Here is a 20,230-nt window from a genome sequence, read left to right as displayed (position 1 = left end):
ATTAAACAGAGAGCTCATATGAGCTCTTTCTTATGGGAGGATGTGTACCAGTGATTAGTATAGGAATAGATATCGGATCGGTGGCAGCTAAGGCAGTAGCTTATGATGGTGAAAAAATTCTAGCCCAAGAGTTGATACCTACTGGATGGAGTCCGAGGGAAGCTGGAAGGAACTTATTTCAAGCCATTTCAAAATACCCACAAATTGATACCAAGGATATTAAATGTATTGTAGGAACTGGATACGGGAGAATAGCCTTACCCTTCATAGATAAAAAGGTTACAGAAATCACATGTCATGGAAAAGGGGCTCATTTTATTGATCCTAACATAAGAACTATTATTGACATTGGGGGACAAGATAGCAAGGTAATTAGAATAGATGATAGGGGTAATGTTATAGATTTCATAATGAATGATAAATGTGCAGCAGGTACAGGTAGATTTTTACAGGCTATGGCCCATACCTTAGAGGTTGATGTAAGTGAGTTGTCATTACTAGCAGAAGGAGTAGAAGCACAAAATATTAACAGTATGTGTACAGTTTTTGCGGAATCTGAGATTATTAGCCTTATGGCAGAAGGTGCCTCTAAGGAAAGTATCTCTGCTGGTTTACTTCAATCAGTATGTAAAAAAACCTATTCACTTGCAAGTAAGGTACAAATAGCAGACAAGGTGTTTTTCTCAGGGGGAGTTTCTAAGAATTACTTCTTGAAGAAGCTTTTAGAAAATAAGCTACAAGCAAAAATAAAAACTACAGATAATGCACAATTTCTAGGGGCAATTGGGGCAGCGATTATAGGAAGTGAATTACGTAGGTAAAAAATGCTGCTTCTTGTATTGCTTGTGTTGCTCTTGTTGTTGAGGTTTATGTTTAACACCTTGTTATTAGAGTATAATATCAATAGGCAAAGCTGCTTATTCCCTGCTTAAAAGGCGGGAGAATTTGTAAAGCAGGTGAGATAAAAGGAGCTGGTACAATGATTAAAAAATCAATAGGCATTCATCATATTACTGCCATTGTTGGTGACCCACAGGAAAACGTAGATTTTTATACAGGTGTTCTAGGGCTTCGCTTAATAAAAAAAACTGTGAATTTTGATGATCCAGAAACCTACCACCTATACTTTGGAGATGATATAGGTAGACCAGGAACAGTAATGACCTTCTTTAATTGGATAGATGGCAAAGCAGGAAAAATTGGGGAGGGACAGGTTGGAACAACTGTATTTAGCATACCTGAAGGAAGTTTTCAGTTTTGGGAAAACAGATTGGAAAAGTTTAATATAAATTATTCAATAATAGAGAAGTTTAATAAAAGGCATATATCCTTTTACGATCCCCATCGTTTACATCTGGAACTAGTAGAAGATGAAGCACCTGACAAAAATAAATGGAGCTTTGGAAAAATTACTCCACAGGTAGCATTAAAGGGGATTTATGGAGTAACCCTATACTCAAGTAATCCCATGAGTACCATTAATCTATTAGAAGAGATAATGGGGTTTACACGAATTGGTGAAGAAAAGGATGTAATAAGATTCAAAGCATCTGGAAGTATAGGTAGTATAGTTGATGTAAATATAGCTCCCTATGGTGAAGGGGAAATAGGCATAGGCACAGTGCATCACATTGCACTACAGGCGGAGAATGAAGAAGATCAAATAGAGTGGAAGGAATATTTAGCTGAATTTGGATATAGTGCTACACCAGTAAGAGAAAGGAACTACTTTCGCTCAATTTACTTTAGAGATAAGGGGAATATTCTATTTGAGATAGCAACAAATGGTCCTGGATTCTTGATAGATGAAGAATACGAGGCTTTGGGAGAAAAGCTTATGCTTCCACAGTGGTACGAAGGCAAAAGATTTAATTTGGAAAGGACTCTACCAACTATTAAGTTAAGAAAAGAATAAATAATCATATATTTAAGCCTTAAGCTAGATTAATAAGCTTAAGGCTTTTTAAAATATTTTTTACAAAAACAAAAATTATATATGGATATAATGTAATAATATGGTATAATCTTATATATAAAATATTAGAAATAATGTAATTAATTATATAAGGAGGTATTATATTGTTTAAGTTAAATGATCGCAGCCCTATCGAACTGATAATAATAGCAGCTAACATCTTAAGCTATGTTTGGGTAATAGCTTGTTTTTACTTCGCATATCTCATGTACGTTTCTGGAAGTGTGGCTGAGTTCCCAAAGGATTCTATTGAGCTTTTAACTTCACCAATAGGTGGGTTTGTAATTGCTTTAACCCTTTTTGTGGTTTTTAAAGGCTTTGCTATTATTAAAAATGCTGAAATATCACTGAATGATTTTAATTAGTCTTAATGACTACAACTTAATGGGTAAAGATTAGCTTAATTATTATTATTTTATTTGGCTCTGTACAGACAGAATGTTGTTCTGGGTAAAAAGATTCATTAAAAGCAGTGTGCTTTATTTTAATAATTATGTAAATTTCTGTTACAATTGAGATGTAAGTATTGATGCATAAGATAAATGATATGACATAATGGACAGAAAAGTTAGTTTAATTAGATGCTATTATTGAAGTATACTAGATGGAAAATGTGAAGAATAATAGTGAAAAAAATTATATGAAGATTTGAATGAACAAGGGGGATACTGTAGTGAAATTTAAATACGGTAAACTATTGGTGGTAACGGTGATGATTTTTGTAGTATGGATGATATACAAGGCATCACTAGATGAATATATTTATGAAGATGCATCTGTTTTTTTTGATGATGGCATAGCAATTATTCAAATTGATGGACTATATGGGTGTATTGATATAAATGGAGAAATCCTATTAGCCCCTCAATTTGAAGACATTCATTACGCTTCAAAAAACTATATACAAATTAAAAAGATGGATATTATGGGCTTGTAAATAAAGAGGGAAAAACTATCTTAAAACCCAAATATGACTCAATAGGACCCTTACTATTGGACTCTCTGATAAGAGTGGAAATGGATGGAAAATATGGGTATGTTCATCAAGATGGTAGTATGATGATTGAACCTAAATATGATGATGCAAAATTATTTTATCAAGAAAAGGTGGTTGCAATCAAGGAAAATGGTGAATGGGGTTTCATTGATAGGAATGGGAAGATGGTTATAGAGCCCATGTATGATGAGGTCTATGGTTATCATGAAGGTCTCGCTGCAGCAAGGACCAATGGGAAGTGGGGTTACATTGGTGAACTAGGAAATTGGGTAATTGAGCCTAAGTACGATAATGCCCTTAGCTTTGCTGAAGGTTTTGCAGCTGTAGCCATTGGTGACAAATGGACTTACATAGACAAGGAAGGAAATTTTTTGACAGAGCCAAAGTTTCATACAACTCTTCATTTTTCAGAGGGATTAGCTTTGGTAGCAGTTGAAAAAGCAGATGGCTACAAAATAGGCTATATAAATCAGACAGGAGAAATGGTGATAGAGCCAATCTTTACTAGTGGAACAAACTTTAAAAAAAATGGTGCAAGAGTACAGCTAGGTGAAAAGTGGGGATATATCAACAATAAAGGTGAGTTCCTCATAGAGGCTAAGTACCATAGGTTAGAAGGGTTTTATGAGGATTTATTTGTAGTGGTGCGTGATTACCAAGAGAATAAGTGGGGTCTGGTTGATAATCGTGGAAATGTTGTTATAGAGCCACAGTTTGAATTAATAGAATCTTTTAATTATGAATTAGGAACTGTGAAACTAAATAATCAATATGGATTGATAGATAAAAGTGGAAACATTCTTGTAGAACCACAGTTTGATGAAATAGATGCATATAGTTCACCAGGCTACCTTAGAGTTAAAGTGCAAGATAAATACGGGTATATGGATATACAAGGTAAGATTATCATTAAACCACGATATGATGCTGTTGGAATATTCAACGAAGGTTTAGCCGCCGTGAAAGTGAACAATCAATGGGGCTTTGTGAATGAAGAGGAACAGTGGGTAATTAAGCCTCAGTATGATGAAGTAAAAGGGTTTAGTAATGGACTGTCCCCAGTAAAAGTTGATGATAAATGGGGATATATCGATAAGACAGGGAAGAAAGTATTATAGAGGGTGTTTCTTCACACTATTTTTTTGACGGACTAGATGGATTATGTGTAGCATGGATTATTTATTTTTGAAGAAAATTTCATGGAGAAAATTGTATTTTATATATCAGCAATTCTATTTGCAGTCTTTCGGCAATCACTTCTAGAATGGGTTCAACCTCACCGATTGTATTTGTTTGGATTGCTTTGTTTTTCTTATAGCGAAAAGAAAACAAGAAATTGATTTTAGTTTTCATTACCACATATTATTAGCATAATCGATATTTGCAGTTAAGAAGCATAATCTTTTTTAGGCGACACAAATAAACCTTAACAAATAGCCAAAGCTTACTGAAGAACATTCTAAAAGAAGACTTATGTCTTCTTTTTTGTATTCAAATTTATGCAATACTATGAGGGCGCTTTCTAAGGGTTTTGGTAGTCTCTCTAAAGTCAAATTCAGAACACGCTTTAAAAAGTTGATTAATTTGACTCTCCATATCGCTTTTCTTGATGCTTTCAAGAAATATAAACCAGTATAGATAGTTAATTAGATACTTTGTAGATACTCCTTTAAAATCCCTCATCCAACCCTTTAGTCTGCTGTGCAAAGAATTTATGTGTTGAATATGGTATATCCCATTTACTTTAGCAGCTGACTTTACTTGTTTTAGGTCAAGACCTACCTTTTTAGCAAACCCTATATAGCTTCTATGTTTATCTGTGCAAAGGATAGAGGTAAAGCTTATGTGTCCATTAAGGATATCATTAATTTGCTCATGAGAAATACGCCCTTTGCAAGCAGGTTCTCCAATCACTCGATTTTCTATCCATTGCAAAAAGGACACATATTTGTTCATGGCTTATGCCTCTATAATTTGACTTTCCACCACCCTTTCTTGGTGGTCTAGGCATTGTAAATGTCTTGCTTTTCTTGTGATTGACATTAAAGGATTCTAGGAATAAAGTTTCATCAGCTTCCACTATTCCGCTAAGATAATCACGCCCACTTAGTCTGATTGCATCAAGAATTTTATGTCGCCAAATAAAGGCTGTTTAAAGCTAATACCGACAATCATAGCTGTTTTTCTAAGTGAATACCCTTCAACAAAACAATTGGCATATTCTTCCCACTTAGAAAAGCTTTTTTACTATATGCAAAAGGGGTGAGGGTTGTATCAGAAAAGGTCTTGGTACACTCTTTGCAACGATATCTTTGCTTGTCCTTAATATTGCCATTTTTAATTACCACTAAGGATTTACAATGAGAACACTTTATATCAATAGTATGCCCATATCAACAACATGTATCGTGTACAGAGCCTTATGTTTAAATGATTATTAACCTTAGCTATTGTAAACTAGCCTAAGGTTTTTTTTCGTTATAAATATAAGTAACAAAATACTTAAGCTTTCTTTATTTATTAGCCTTAATAAATCATTTTTTTGTTTAAATCTTAAAGAAGTATTAATATATGTGTTAACTATAAATAGGCTATAATTATAATAGTGTTGACTACTTACTATATGGAAAGAGAGTGGTATTAAATGAAAATTGCCATTGTTTATAACAGAGAAAGCCAAGCAGTTATTAATCTTTTTGGCACCTTAAACCGTGAAAAATATGGATTGGAGACTATTAAGAACATAAAGGAGGCTTTAACAGCTGGTGGACACCAGGTTAAAACCTTTGAAGGAGATAAAAATATTATATCTAAGCTTGAGAAGTTTATGCCATCGGTTATATCGGGAGAAAGACCTGGTCTTGTACTGAATCTTAGCTATGGGATACAGGGGAAGGGTAGATATATGCATGTACCAGGGATACTTGAGATGCTGGGAATACCATATGTTGGCTCTGGTCCTGAAACCCATGCCATTGCATTAGATAAAATCGTAACTAAAATGATTTTAATTCAAAAAGGATTACCTACTCCTAAATTTACAGTAATGGATAAGCCAGATTCAGATATTACAGATAATTTAAGATATCCACTTATTGTTAAGCCAAAAGCTGAGGCTGTTTCTTTTGGACTAAGAATAGTACATAATGAAGAAGAATTAAGGGAGGGAGTAAAAACAATTTATGACACCTTTAATTCATCAACTCTAGTTGAGGAGTTTATTGAAGGTAGAGAAGTTAACGTAGCTTTATTAGGGAATAATCCCGTCCAGGCTTTACCACCAGTAGAATTGGTTTTTGGAGACGGACCACAGGTGTATACCTATGAGGATAAAAAGAATATAAGTGGAAGAAAAGTAGAAAAAATATGTCCTGCACCTTTATCCCAGGAGGAAACTCAAGGTATTCAAAGGCTGGCTATTGATACCTTCGAGGCTTTAGGCTGCTACGATAGTGCAAGGGTGGATTTTAGAATAGACAAGGACGGTAACCCATATATTTTAGAAGTAAATTCAATGGCAAGCTTAGGAGCCGATGGATCCTTTGTTTTTGCTGCAAAGCAAATAGGCTTAAACTATGTTGATCTCATGAATAAACTAGTAGAGGTAGCCTGTGAAAGATACTTTGGACCGTATATAATAGACAATATTAGCGAGGATGTACCAGATAAAACAATGGATTTATTCAATATAATAACCCAAAATAGAGATAAAATAGAAGCTGAGCTAAAAACATGGACAAATATCCCCAGCTGGACAGAGGACTATGTTGGTATCAGCACTGTATTAAGAAGGCTGGAGGATAGGCTAAAGCAAATGGGCTTAAGGCTGGTGGAGGATTATACCAATAATAATTCAGCTTGGACATGGGAAACAGAGGCAGGGCTAAAGGATGGCTTGTTATTGGTGCTGCCTATTGATATACCAGGTAATAGATCTGGTTTTCCAATTCCATATAGAACTGAACAGGAGTGGATATATGGCGAAGGCATAGCAGTCAGCAGGGGAGGACTAGTTACTTTATTAAGTGCTTTAGATGCATTAAAGGAAATAAACAACCTAGATAAAAAGAAAATTGCTATTTTCCTCTATTCAGATGAAGGTAGAGGAATGAGATATAGTAATGGAGTATTAAAAAAACTGTCTCAAAATGTAAAGGAGGTAATAGTTCTCCAACCAGGCTTTAAGGGGGGAAAGGTGGTACATCAACGACGTGGCTCAAAGAAATACAGCGTAATTGTTGAAGGGGATTCACTGAGGGTAGGCTATCGCTCTAGCCAAATGGACGTGTTAAGCTACTTCATAAAAAAAGCAGAAATGCTAAAGGATATAAGCAGTTGGGACAAAAAGTTGACAGTTGCTATACAGGATGTACACTCCGAAAGGTATAGCGTACTTCTGCCCCATAGGGTACGTGCAACCCTGTACATTACATTCGTAGACGAGAAATTAGCAAATGAAGCTGAAAAGCAGATTTCCAAAATATTTAAGTCAAATTCTAAAGGAATACAGTCATATATTGAAAAAATGGTGGAACGCCCTCCCTTTATTCAAAGCAATAATAATAAAATAATCAATAAGGTTAAGACTATTGCAGAAAAGTGGAATATACCCTTTGGAGTAGAATCTAGCCTACTTGCAACGGCTGCTGGTGAAATAAATAATAAAATCCCTGTAGTATGTGGCTTTGCTCCCTCCAGTAAAGGTTTATATACTCCCAATGAGGCAATACACAGAAGAGAGCTGATTGAAAGAACATTATTATTATCCATGTATATACTAGAAAATTAAATACCGAAGCATTTGTAATGTAGCTCTATACTCTTTAAGGGTATAGAGCCTTTTAAAGGCAAAAGCTAGGGCTTCTTAATCATAATTGGATAAACAACTTTATTGTTTAACCTTTAATATATATTAAATATGTTTTATAATTAAGTTAATTGTTAAATCAAGGTTAATATATATTTTTGTTTAACTAGGTGATTAAGGGGTGATAATGTGATTCTAATAACTGCCAAGCTGTTTGGAAATCCAAGGGTATTGAAAAATGATGAAGATATTATTTTCCCATATAAAAAAGCAGAGGCACTTTTTTATTATCTATTATTAGAAAAACGTGCTTCGAGAGAAACCTTAGTTAATCTATTTTGGGGAGATGTTTCTGAAGAGATTGCAAAGAAAAACTTGAGAAATGCTGTATATATGATAAGAAAAATATTTAATGAGGATGTTTTGATATCCCCACAAAGATCAATTATAACACTTAATCCAGATATACAATTTAAAATTGACGTTGATGAATTTAACTGGCACAAGGATGACAATTCACTGTTTAATTATACTGGAGAGCTACTTGAGGGCTTCCTAATTAAAGACGCAGAGGCATTTGAAGAGTGGATGTACACCTTAAGGGACAAACATAAAGACATATATATAAATAAAATATATTTAGAAATTGAAAAAGCCTTTAAAAATAATAATTTTAATAAAACAGAGGAATATTGCAAGCAACTAATAAGTATTGATGAGTTTGATGAAAGAGCATATAGAAGGCTAATGAAGACCTATAGAGCTCAGGGAAAGTTTAATCAAGGAATTGATATATATAATAGGCTGCTTAAATTGTTGAAAAAAGAGTTATCGATTACACCGGATAAAAAAACTACTGAAGTATATGATGCAATTATTAAAGAAAAGCTCCAAAGGGAGGCAATAAACAAAAAAGAGGACGAATTCTTCTATGGTAGAAATAGAGAGCTTCTGTTTTTAGAGGAAAATTATGAAAGCTTTATTTCAAATGGAGAAGCACAATCGATGTTATTAATTGGAGAAGCAGGAATCGGTAAAAGCAAATTATTAGAATATTTTATAAAGACCAAAAATGATAACAAAAACATCTTTATGACTGTAAATTGCTACCAAGCAGAAGAAAACTATTTTCTAAAGCCATGGAATGAAATTTTTTCTCAAATAGCAGCTATAATTAAAGAAGAAAGTATACCTATTTCTAAGGGATTAAATAAGATAGTTGGACATATATTTCCCTCATTTTCAAGCTATACAACCGATAGCTCTATTAATATTGAAGAAGATTTATATAATTTAAAGTGTCAAGTTCTGGAGAATGCACTAATTGAAATATTAGAAAGGGTTTCTAAGGATAAAAAGCTGTTTTTGGTTTTCGAAGATATACAATGGGCAGATACAATGACAATAACCCTATTAAAAAATCTTATATTTAAAAACAAAAACAATACTATACTTGTACTTGCAACGAGCCGCAACGAGCACAGAAAAGATACAGAGGCATTTATGTTGCAGCTAGGCAGACATAATTTACTAAAGAAATTAATGATTGAACGCTTTAAAAAGCAAGAAACAATAGAGTTTGCAAAGAAGCTTTTGCCTAACTATCAGTTCAATAGGGGACTTCAGGAGACAATATACTCAGAAACTGAAGGTAATGCTTTTTTTCTAATGGAGTTTCTTAATAACCTAAAAAACAATAAAAGTACACATATAACCTCCAATATGGAGGACATTCTTAAAGGCAGGTTTGTCAATATCTCTGAAGAAGCAAAAAAACTATTAAATATTATCTCAGTGTATTTCGACAGTGTTCAGTTGGAAGACCTACAAAAATTAAGCGGTAAAAATGATTTAGAAATAATCGATATTATTGATGAGTTAAAGAATAAAAACATTCTAAAGGAGTCAAAGGGCTCACAAGACGTTGAATTAGCCTTCACTCATCAAAAGCTTAGGGAATATCTATATATGCAACTATCCCTATCAAGAAGAAAGCTACTTCATCAAAAAATAGGAAATTTACTAGAAGGGAAACTAAAAAAAGATAAAAGAGATATTTTCTTATATTCAAAGCTAATCCATCACTTCTATAATGGTGGCAATTGGATAGCCGCTCTGAAATACAACATAAAAAATTTAGAAGAATATCTTGACTTTAATCATGAAATATTCCCTGTAATAAACACCATGAGCGGAAAAATTGAGGACTTATTATACTTAAGTAAAGAACAGGTGAAAAAAAAGCTAAAGGAAATACATCAGCTGATAGACAAAGTAATAGTAATAAATGGATATGGTGAGGAAGTAAGCAAAATACAAATAACCTACTTTTTAATGACGGGTAGATTTTTGATAATACAAGGTGACTACGATGAAGGTATTAAAAATATAAAAAAGGTCATTAGTAGATCAATAGAATCTAAAGAATATGCATTAGCACTTAAGGGCTATAGACAAATGATATATTACTGTATTAACACACAAAACATAGTGCTAATGGAGGAGCTAATAGAAAATGCATTATTAATTGCAAAGGAAAGCGACGAAAAAGAAGAAACTGCTATACTATATAGATTAAAGGGTGCTTTAAAAATTATGCAGGGGCTTTACAGTGAGGGAGAAGCAATACTAAAGGAATCCATAAACATATTTAACACCCTGCCATATCCAGAAAAATACTTGCTTCATATTGCTGCAATATATAATTACATTGGGGAAAGTAAAAGACACAGTCAAAATTTTAAAGAGGCAATTGATTATTACAAGAGGGCTATTTCAATATGTAATGATAAGAAGATTTTAAGGGGCTTAGCTATTTTTCATACTAATGCTGGCTTGGCATGCTACGCAGATAAAGACTATGTGAATGCAAAGCTATATTTCAATAGGGCACTAAAAATATATAAAGAGATAGACTATCTATGGGGAAGATCAATGGCATATGGTCATTTAGCATTGCTATTAATTAAAGAGGAAAGGTATGAAGAGGGGTTAAAATCCTTAATGAAGGCAGAGGCCGACTCCCAAAAACTAAAAAGCCCCTATGAAATTGCATTGGTTCTTAGGGTGAAGGGGGAGATAGCTAAGGAAATGGACAAAAACAAAGCACTAAGGGGGATATTTGCTCCCTATATAGAAAAAAGCCATGAGCATTATTGTAATGAAGGTATAGCTATATTAAAAGAACTAAGGGGATACTATGAGGTAAACCTTTTAAATCAGCTAAAGAAGCAGTAACGCAATATATATTTTTAAAACCAGTACAAGTTCTACTGGTTTCGACTTTTTATGGACGGTATGCTGTTAATATATATACAAACTAATAAATTTTGAAAATTCACAAATATGAAAACGTTTGTAACACAAACAAATTTCAGCTACAATTAATTATTGATAGGGTTTTCAGATTTTTAGTTTTAAAATTGGATTGGGAGGGAATAAAATGAAAGCTACAAATGGTAACGCTAAGTTAAGAATGGCAATTTTTGTACCAATGTCATTTATCTTTCTTTCAGCAATTATTGTAGGATTAGTGGCACCGGCAAAATTTTTACAGGGTATGAATGCTATAGTTGAATTTGCATTTGTAAACTTTGGTTGGCTGTTCCAAATTTCAGGTAATATCTTCCTTGCGATGTGTCTTTATTTAATGTTTTCTAAATATGGAGATATTAAGCTTGGGGGAAAAGATGCAAAGCCAGAGCTAAGCAACTGGAACTGGTTTGCAATTTCCCTATGTGCGGGTATTGCAACTGGTATTTTATTCTGGGGGATTGCAGAGCCTATTACTCACTTCATGTCACCCCCATTGGGATTAGAGCCAATGTCAGAGGCAGCAGCAATGTTTTCTATGACAACAACCTTCATCCATTGGACCTACATACCCTATGCTATGTACGGAATTGCAGGTATAGGTATTGCATATGCAGTATATAACATGAGGCTTCCATATCAAGTAAGCTCAACCCTTTATCCCATCTTTGGAAAAAGAATAAGGGGATACGTTGGAGATATAGTTGATAACGTATGCTTATTTGCAATGGCAGGTGCAGTTGCAGCAGTTTTAGGTGTTGGAACTATGCAAATAGGTAGTGGATTAAATGTATTAACAGGTGTAACTGCAGGAAAAGGTCTATGGGTTGGTATTCTTGTAGCAATAGTTATCACCTATGTAATTTCTAGTTATACTGGATTAAATAAAGGAATTCGTTGGCTATCAGATAAAAATTCAAAGCTGTTTTTAGCCATGATGGTATTTATATTTATTGTTGGTCCTACTCAGTTTATCCTATCCTTTGGAACCCAATCGGTGGGGGACTTCATTCAAAACTTCTTTGTTAGAACCCACTACTTAAGTCCTATAGAAGGTTCAGCTTGGCCAAGATGGTGGCCTATTTACTATTGGGCAATATGGCTGGCATATGCACCGCTAATAGGAATGTTCTTGGCAAGACTTTCAAAGGGTCGTACCATTAAGCAGTTTATGCTTGTTAATGTTATTGTTCCTGCTACCTTTGGATTACTTTGGTTCTCAGTGTTTGGAGGCTCAGCTATTCACCTTGAGTTAAATGGAGCTGGTATATGGGAGTCCATACAGCAATCGGGATTAGAGGTATCGGTGTTTGCCTTCCTCAGTAACTTCCCAATGTCGGGCTTGTTGAGTGCAATATTTATTTTAGCAATATTTGTGTCAATTGTTACTTTGGCAGATTCAATGACCAGTACAGTTGCATCCTTGTCAACCACAGCCAACCTATCAGAAGGATCAGAGCCACCTACAAAGGTGAAATTATTCTGGGGAGCAGTTATGTCCTCTATGGCTATCATAAACATATTGAGTGCAGGTACAGAAATTAGTGGTATTGATGCAACGAAGCAAATTGCAACTGTAGCAGGGTTCCCAATACTATTCTTTATGATACTATTAAGTGGAACAACAATGTATATGATTATTAAACAAGGTAAATACGACGTTGTAAACTGTCCTGAAACAGCAGAAATAGACGAAGAAGTAATCGTTAAAGAAACAGCTTCTGAAACTAATTAGTATATCACATAGATAAAGTTAATGAATGAGCCTATCTGGTTAGATAGGCTTGTTCAAATATTTACATTAATTATATGGGGGTTAAAGCATGGGAAAAAATACTATTAGTAAATACAAAAATATAAAAATAGTTTTAGGAATATCGCTTTTACTTTTAATTAATGGAATTAGCTACGGATTTTTAGTGGATAAATTTAGCCTTAAAGTTTTGTCTATATATGGGCTAAGTCAAGGATTATCAATATTATGTATACTGCTACTTGTTAATATCAATAAAAATAAAGATGCACAAATAATTCAAAAACTTGTAAACAATGATCTACAGCTTATAGGTAATGATGGTAACCATCAAAATTCTAATATTATAGCATTAACTGATAAAATTAGAAGTCTTATTGCTAAAATACATGGTATAACTAGAACAACAGAATGTACGGGATTAATGGTACAGGATAATATTTTTTCCATAGAAAACTCAGCAACACAAATAAGTATTGCTGTAGAGGAGGTTGCAAAGGGAAACGCTCATATAGTAGATATGATAAGTGACATATCAAATAAAACCTTTGACACTAATAGCTTAGTCAAAGACATTAATAATGATGTGGGTAATATCCGTAGACTAGTGGATGAATCTATAAAAGCAACAGATAATGGAAAAATTGCAGTAGAGGATCAAGATGTTAAAATAGCAAATAATGTTATGATGTTTCGGAACATTAATGGAAGAGTAAGCCAATTAGAAGAATCCTCTTTAGAAATAAACACTGTAGTAAACACCATTTATGCAGTATCGGAGCAAACAAATCTGTTGGCATTAAATGCTGCTATCGAGGCAGCACGGGCAGGTGAAGCAGGAAAGGGCTTTGCGGTTGTAGCTGATGAGATTAGAAAGCTGGCAGATAACACAAAAAACTATGCACAGCAGGTAAATCAATTGGTAGAAGCTATACAACAGGAAATACAATCAATCGTACAAGAGGTGTCAAAGGGTAATGAAGTAGTTGAGGATCAAAGAAGGGCTTTAGGCTATACAAAAGAAACCTTTAATCTCATAAACACATCTGTACTATCAGTTAATAAACAGATGGATAACATATACAACAAAACAAACACCTTAACTAGGTTTAGTGAGGATGTAAACAGTATTGTTTCAGATATATCGGCAGTCACTGAGGAGGCTGCTGCCAGCTCACAGCAGGTAAGTGCAAGCACCCAACAGCAAGCTGGTGCTATTGCACTAGTTAATGAAAGAGTAAGTGAGTTAATTAATATAGTGGGAAATATTAGCAAAGAGCTTAAGGTCTTTAAATATGTTAAGCTGGCCCATACAGAATATAGTGAATCAATATTACAGATGGAAATTTTAAAGGAGCTAGTGGGACGAAGGCTAGGCTTAGCACTCGAGGGGATTTTAGTACCCAGTATGGAGCTATGGCGTAGTGTTGCAGAAGGAATGGTTGATGCAACGGTTTCTCCTTGGATGCCCTACTCCTGTAAAGGCTTCTCAAAAAAATATGGAGCTAAGCTAGAAGAAATAGGGGCTAATTTAAAGGGCTGTAGGTATGGATTTGTAGTACCTTCCTATGTAGAAATAAACAGTATTAGAGAAATAAAAAATAACTTAAAAAAATTTAATAGTAAAGTATACTCGGTTCAAAGACGAACAGCTGTTGGTGGACTAGTATCAGAAGTATTAAATCAATACTCATTAGCTGGATTAGATGTTGACTATAGTGATGAAGAAACCATGCTGGAAATATTAAAGAAAAAAATTGAAAAGAGAGAATGGGTAATTATAACAGGCTGGCAGCCCCATTGGATGTTTGGGAAATATGATTTGAAATTTCTTGATGATGATAAAATGGTTTTTGGAGAAGAGGAATACTGTACAACTTTAGTGGCTAAAGGGCTGAGGAATACTAACCCTGAACTATACAGCCTAATAAAGAGCTTTAGATTAAATGTAAGGGATGTAAATATAGCTTTAAATAAAGTCCATAATGGATTAACCTATAAGGAAGCTGCAAGGGAATATTTGAAAAACTTCGAAGATGTTGAAATATAGGGTAATTTGACTTTTTATTGTCGTTCTTTTGATAAAATGCTTTTAAAGAATCATTAATGGTCTGTTAAGTTAGGAGGCAAGCATTATGGAAATGGAATTTAATGTAAATGGAATAAAGCATATACTAGAGGTGGATCCAATGGAGCGACTATTGGATGTCCTAAGGAATAAACTGAAATTGACAGGTGCCAAGGAAGGCTGCGGAGAAGGAGAATGTGGTGCCTGTACTATAATATTAGACGGAGTAGCAATAAACTCATGTATAGTTTTAGCAGCTCAGGCAGCTGGAAGAGAGATTCTAACCATAGAATCTTTGGAAAAAGATGGGGAGCTGGATCGATTACAAAAGGCCTTTATTAATAATGGTGCTGTGCAATGTGGATATTGCACTCCAGGTATGCTTATGTCCTGTAAAGCACTATTAATGAAGAACCCAGCTCCTACAGAAGAGGAAATAAAAACAGCTATTGAAGGTAATTTATGCAGATGTACCGGCTACACCAAAATAATAAAAGCAGTAAAAGAGGCTGTAAAAGACATTTAGAAATGTAAAGAAGGGAGATACCTCCATGAATGAGATTGTTATTAAGAGTCCAACCACCTTAAAGGAACTGGTACAAATTTTAGCAGTAGCCGACAATAACACATATATGTTAAGTGGTGGTACAGACTTTATCATTAAAATGAGAAGAGAAAAAATAAATAATGGAACTATTATTAATTTGAAAGACCTAAAGGAGCTAAACTACATCACTAATACAGAGGATTATGTAAAAATTGGTGGAATTACTACCCTTACAGAAATATCCTGTAGCTCCATCGTAGATAAATATGCTACTGCACTAAAGGAGGCCACTGGAAAAGTAGGCTCTACACAGATAAGGAATGCGGCAACACTTGCAGGAAATATTGCAAACTCAGCTCCCTGTGCAGATACAGTAACAGCTCTAATGGCCTTAAGTGCAAAGGTTAAAATAATCAACGGCAGTGGCGAAATTTATGAAAAAAAAGTAGATGACATAGTGTTAGGCTCTGAGAAAAACTCATTAAAAAGGGATGAAGTAATAATAGAAGTTAATATACCAATAGATTTAGAAGCAAGATCATCCTTTGGTAAAATCGGCAGTAGAACAGCTGTAACAATATCGAAATTAAATATGGCTGTGACATTTAAGTATAATCATGAAATGGTTATAAATGAAGCAATGGTAGTCATAGGTGCTATTGGACCAAAGGCCTTTAATTCATCGACGGTGGCTAATTCATTACTAAATAAGAAAATTAATACGCAATTTATATATCTATTTGAAGAAACACTTCAAAAACAGGTGGATGAAGCTATATTGGGAAGGGCCTCCCATCCATATAAAAGAGAAGCTATTAGAGGCTTAGCCGACGATATTATGAAAAGGATGTTTCCACAAATTATGACTGGTGGTGAATTATCATGACAGAGTTAAAGTATGTAGGTAAGTATATACCAATTCATGATGCTTATGAAAAGGTTAAGGGTAAGCTACAATACGTTGCTGATATGGAGATGGATGGTATGCTACATGCTAAGCTATTACTAAGTCCTATTGCCCATGGAGTTATAAAAAGTATAGATGTTACAAAGGCAGAAGCATTACCTGGAGTAGTAAAGGTTTATACATATAAAAATACACCTCAAAATCTATATAATTCCCAAAAATGGCACGTTGGGTTAGAGGTGGTTAAGGATGAAAGACTTTTTACAGATAAGGTTCGATTCGTGGGAGATAGGGTAGCTGCAGTAGTTGCAAAGGACAAATCGATAGCTGAAAAGGCAATAGAGCTAATAGAGGTTCAGTATCAAGAGCTACCTATAGTGCTAGATCCAGAAGAGGCTTTAATGGAAGAAACCATAAAGATACATGATCACGGAAATGTAATTATGGAGAAGGAAATAAGTGTAGGCAATGTAAATGAAGCCATGGAAAATGCCCCCATAGTTGTTGAGGATTTTGTAGATACTCAAAAGGTTCACCATGCTGCAATGGAGCCCCATATATGTATGACTGCAATCGACTCAACTAATGGACTGTTAACTATATGGACACCATGTCAGGTGGTTTTCCAAGTTCGACTAATTGTGGCAGAAGCCTTAGGCCTATCCCTAAATAGAATAAGGGCAATAAAAACAACAGTTGGAGGGTCCTTTGGAGGAAAGGGTCAACCAATTTTAGAGCCTGTTTGCGCCTACTTCACCTACGATCTTGGAGTACCAGTGAAGCTTCAGCTGGACAGAGCAGAAACCATTTCCTCTACAAGAACTAGAAATGCAACCATAGGTAGAGTAAAAACAGCTGTAGATAAAGAAGGAAATATTCTAGCAAGAGATATAGATGTACTGGTAGATGCCGGTGCTTACTTTACCAATGGCGAAGCCGTTACAATAGCAATGGGTAAAAAGGCATTTAGGCTATATGATATAAAGAACCAAACATATAAAGGAACAGCAGTATATACAAATACACCAATAGCTGGAGCCTGTAGAGGCTATGGCTCACCACAAATACATGCTTTAACAGAAATAAACATAGATAATACAGCCAAAAAGCTAGGACTTGATCCAGTAGAGTTTAGATTAAAAAATTTAGTAAAACCCTATGCAAAGGATCCAACGGGGGGACCAGAACTAGGCAATGCAAGGGTGATAGATTGCCTACTAAAGGGTATGGAGGTTTTTGATTGGAAAAGCAAGTATAATAGGCCAAAGGCTACAGGTAGATTTGTAAAGGGTGTTGGAATGGCCTGTGCAACCCACGGAAGCGGTTACTACAATGCCTACCCCGACTTTATTACCATGGATTTAAGAGTTACAGAGGATGGAGAGGCAATATTAAAGGCCAGTTTACATGATTTAGGCTGTGGAACTATTGTAACTATTAAGCAAATTGTTGCAGAGGTCCTTGATATTAATCCAGATAAGATTCTGGTGCCAGAAGCCGATACTTTAGTAAGTCCCTTTGATTCTGCTGGTACTCAAGCCAGTAGAGTAACATTTGTATGTGGAGCTGCAGCTAAGAAAACAGCAGAACTAGTGAAGGAAAAGTTTACCAAACATTCAGCCGATATATTAAAGTGCAATATAGATGATATTTTATATAAGGATGGATTTATATTAAATAAGAATAATCCCCAAGCCATGGTCTCCTATGGTGATATGGTTATGCTGATTCAAACCAGCTTAAAGGAGGACATAAGTGTTTCATATACCTATAAGTCACCAGCTAATCCAGCTGTATATGGTGTCAACTTTGCTGAGGTGGAAATAGATACCTACACAGGATTAGTCAGGGTTATAGACATTGTAGCAGTCCATGATATAGGAAAGGCAATTAATCCTGTATTTGTAGAAGGTCAGGTGCAGGGTGCAATACAAATGGGAATTGGCTTTGCCTTAACAGAGGAGATAGTAATTGATAATAAGGGTAATGTTAAATCAAATAATTTTAGTAAGTATCATGTAATTAATGCACCTGATATGCCAGATGTAAAGGTACATCTAATTGAAGCAGGAGAAGAATTTGGACCATTCGGCGCAAAAAGCGTAGGAGAAGTCAGTACAGTACCAATAGCACCAGCAATAATTAATGGAATAAACCATGCACTAGATATTAACATTACTTCATTACCTGCTACACCAGAGAAAATATTAGCTGCACTTAATAATAAGAAAAATCTAATAGGGGGTTAGCATACCAATGAAAGGGTCAAAGGTTATACTTAATGGAAAAACTCTATCTATACAGGATGTTAATAATGTAGCTAGGAATGGGGCTTTGGTAGAGATAACAGAGGAAGCTATGAGAACTGTGGAGGCCTCCAGAGCACTGGTTTATGAGCTTGCTAATAGTGATACACCTGTATATGGATTTAATAGGGGAGTAGGACTAAACAAGGATAGAGAAGTTGTCGCTAAATACTATGAGGAATATAATAGAAATTTAATATACGCCCACTGTGTAGCAGTAGAGCCAGAGGCAAGTGAGGAGGATGTAAGGGCAATCTTGCTAGCAAGGCTAAATACATTACTTCTAGGCTGTACTGGAATTCAACCGGCAATAGTAACTATGTATAAGGATATGCTTAATTATAGAATACACCCAGTAATACCCGAAAGAGGATCAATCGGAGAAGGAGATATAGCATGTCTTTCCCATATAGGCTTAGCAATGATAGGGGAAGGGGAAGTACACTATAATGGTATAAGAATGACAGCAAAAGAAGCATTAGAAAGGGCTAGTTTAAAACCAATAGTTTTGGGGCCGAAGGATGGCTTAGCAATAGTTTCCTCTAATGCTTTAGCTGCAGGGCCCGGTGCATTAGTCTTAAAGGATATTCAAGACTTAATAGAAACTGCTGATATAATATATGCCCTTACCCTAGAAGGCTATAGAGGAAACGTTACACCTTTAGACCCTAAAGCCTATGAAGTAAGACCATTACCAGGGCAAGCCTATAGCTCTCAAATGGTTAGAGCTTATTTAGAGGGGAGCTATTTGTGGCTACCAGGGGTAACTGACTCCCTACAGGATCCGCTGTGTTTAAGGGGTTCATGTCATTTACATGGGTCGGTGAGGGATGCATTAGATTATGTTAAAAAATATATGAATATACAACTAAACTCCTCAGACGATAATCCCTGTGTTTTATTAGATGAAAAGAGGATAATATCCTGCTCCAATTATGAGGTTACAAGCTTAGCTTTAGGCTTTGAGATGATAGGAATAGCACTAAGTCATCTTTCAAGAAACTCATGTCATAGAACTATTAAGCTGGGTAATGCAAGATTTACGGGTCTGTCTCGGTTCTTAACTCCATCAGATGCTCGAGTAATTGCCTATGGTACAATACAAAAAACCTTCACCTCATTAGATACTGAAATAAGGCATTTATCAAATCCTGCTACAGCCGATTATTTTTCACTTGCAGGAGATATAGAGGATCATGCAAATAATACACCCTATGTAGTTAAGAAAACAAGTAAAATTGTAGATAATCTACGCTATATCTTAGGTATAGAGGCTATGCACGCAGCTCAAGCTATAGATTTAAGAAAGGCAACTAAGCTGGGGAAAGGTACAAAGGCTGCCTATGAGGTTATAAGAGAAGAGATACCATTTTTAGATAAAGACAGAAACCTATCAATTGATATTAAAAAGGCTTACAACATAATTAAATCTCAAGAGCTGTTAGAAAGGGTTAGAGAGGCAATAAGTGAATAAATGAAGTATCCCCTCCACTATATTAAAGGTATTGATGTTAGCTACCTTTAATATAGTGTTTTTTATTATAATGATCATTTAAAC

Annotated in this window: 15 protein-coding genes; 13 read left to right on the top strand and 2 right to left on the bottom strand. The window is 34.9% G+C overall.

Annotation, left to right across the window (positions count from 1 at the left end; all coding sequences use genetic code 11):
- The first annotated feature begins 50 nt into the window (after window positions 1–50).
- From F8154_RS08090 to F8154_RS08070, 5 genes are all read left to right on the top strand, one after another.
- Window positions 51–821: an acyl-CoA dehydratase activase gene (locus F8154_RS08090; RefSeq protein WP_151861113.1), complete on the top strand. Its 771-nt coding sequence runs from the start codon at window positions 51–53 to the stop codon at window positions 819–821.
- Between the two features lie 158 nt (window positions 822–979).
- On the top strand, window positions 980–1,915 hold the full coding sequence (locus F8154_RS08085; RefSeq protein WP_151861112.1) for a ring-cleaving dioxygenase: 936 nt from the start codon (window positions 980–982) through the stop codon (window positions 1,913–1,915).
- A gap of 164 nt (window positions 1,916–2,079) precedes the next feature.
- On the top strand, window positions 2,080–2,340 hold the full coding sequence (locus tag F8154_RS08080) for a hypothetical protein (RefSeq protein ID WP_151861111.1): 261 nt from the start codon (window positions 2,080–2,082) through the stop codon (window positions 2,338–2,340).
- 308 nt (window positions 2,341–2,648) lie between these two features.
- Window positions 2,649–2,912 (top strand): WG repeat-containing protein, encoded by a 264-nt coding sequence (locus F8154_RS08075; RefSeq protein WP_192930205.1) that lies wholly within the window; start codon window positions 2,649–2,651, stop codon window positions 2,910–2,912.
- A gap of 80 nt (window positions 2,913–2,992) precedes the next feature.
- The gene (locus tag F8154_RS08070) at window positions 2,993–4,090 is read left to right on the top strand and encodes a WG repeat-containing protein (RefSeq protein WP_192930204.1); all 1,098 of its coding nucleotides are present in this window, start codon (window positions 2,993–2,995) and stop codon (window positions 4,088–4,090) included.
- Between the two features lie 379 nt (window positions 4,091–4,469).
- Here F8154_RS08070 and F8154_RS08065 read toward each other — a convergent pair whose 3' ends face one another.
- Together F8154_RS08065 and F8154_RS15730 are read right to left on the bottom strand one after the other, a co-directional pair.
- Window positions 4,470–4,928 (bottom strand): IS1595 family transposase, encoded by a 459-nt coding sequence (locus F8154_RS08065; protein WP_151861108.1) that lies wholly within the window; start codon window positions 4,926–4,928, stop codon window positions 4,470–4,472.
- 215 nt (window positions 4,929–5,143) lie between these two features.
- The gene (locus tag F8154_RS15730) at window positions 5,144–5,347 is read right to left on the bottom strand and encodes a transposase (RefSeq protein WP_456298072.1); all 204 of its coding nucleotides are present in this window, start codon (window positions 5,345–5,347) and stop codon (window positions 5,144–5,146) included.
- Window positions 5,348–5,616: 269 nt separating this feature from the next.
- On the opposite strand from F8154_RS15730, the gene F8154_RS08060 reads away from it, so the two are divergent.
- From F8154_RS08060 to F8154_RS08025, 8 genes are all read left to right on the top strand, one after another.
- Window positions 5,617–7,761, top strand: coding sequence for a M20/M25/M40 family metallo-hydrolase (locus F8154_RS08060; RefSeq protein WP_151861107.1), 2,145 nt, complete (start codon window positions 5,617–5,619; stop codon window positions 7,759–7,761).
- A gap of 207 nt (window positions 7,762–7,968) precedes the next feature.
- Window positions 7,969–11,016 (top strand): tetratricopeptide repeat protein, encoded by a 3,048-nt coding sequence (locus tag F8154_RS08055; RefSeq protein WP_151861106.1) that lies wholly within the window; start codon window positions 7,969–7,971, stop codon window positions 11,014–11,016.
- Between the two features lie 205 nt (window positions 11,017–11,221).
- The gene (locus F8154_RS08050; RefSeq protein WP_151861105.1) at window positions 11,222–12,826 is read left to right on the top strand and encodes a BCCT family transporter; all 1,605 of its coding nucleotides are present in this window, start codon (window positions 11,222–11,224) and stop codon (window positions 12,824–12,826) included.
- Window positions 12,827–12,914: 88 nt separating this feature from the next.
- Entirely contained in the window at window positions 12,915–14,894 is a 1,980-nt protein-coding gene (locus F8154_RS08045; RefSeq protein WP_151861104.1) for a glycine betaine ABC transporter substrate-binding protein, read from the top strand.
- 85 nt (window positions 14,895–14,979) lie between these two features.
- Window positions 14,980–15,438 carry a (2Fe-2S)-binding protein gene (locus tag F8154_RS08040; protein ID WP_151861103.1) on the top strand — a complete coding sequence of 153 codons (459 nt, stop codon included), beginning with the start codon at window positions 14,980–14,982 and terminating at the stop codon, window positions 15,436–15,438.
- Between the two features lie 25 nt (window positions 15,439–15,463).
- Window positions 15,464–16,345 (top strand): FAD binding domain-containing protein, encoded by an 882-nt coding sequence (locus F8154_RS08035; protein ID WP_151861102.1) that lies wholly within the window; start codon window positions 15,464–15,466, stop codon window positions 16,343–16,345.
- Complete coding sequence (locus F8154_RS08030) at window positions 16,342–18,615, top strand: xanthine dehydrogenase family protein molybdopterin-binding subunit (RefSeq protein ID WP_243141207.1); 2,274 nt, start codon at window positions 16,342–16,344, stop codon at window positions 18,613–18,615. Before F8154_RS08035 ends, F8154_RS08030 begins: the two co-directional genes overlap by 4 nt.
- Before the next feature lie 7 nt (window positions 18,616–18,622).
- On the top strand, window positions 18,623–20,146 hold the full coding sequence (locus F8154_RS08025; protein ID WP_151861100.1) for an HAL/PAL/TAL family ammonia-lyase: 1,524 nt from the start codon (window positions 18,623–18,625) through the stop codon (window positions 20,144–20,146).
- Window positions 20,147–20,230: the final 84 nt, after the last annotated feature.

Origin of the sequence: Alkaliphilus pronyensis, from assembly GCF_009017275.1 — a bacterium.
Taxonomy (GTDB): Bacteria; Bacillota; Clostridia; order Peptostreptococcales; family Natronincolaceae; genus Alkaliphilus_C; species Alkaliphilus_C pronyensis.
This window is presented reverse-complemented; position numbering and strand designations above follow the sequence as displayed.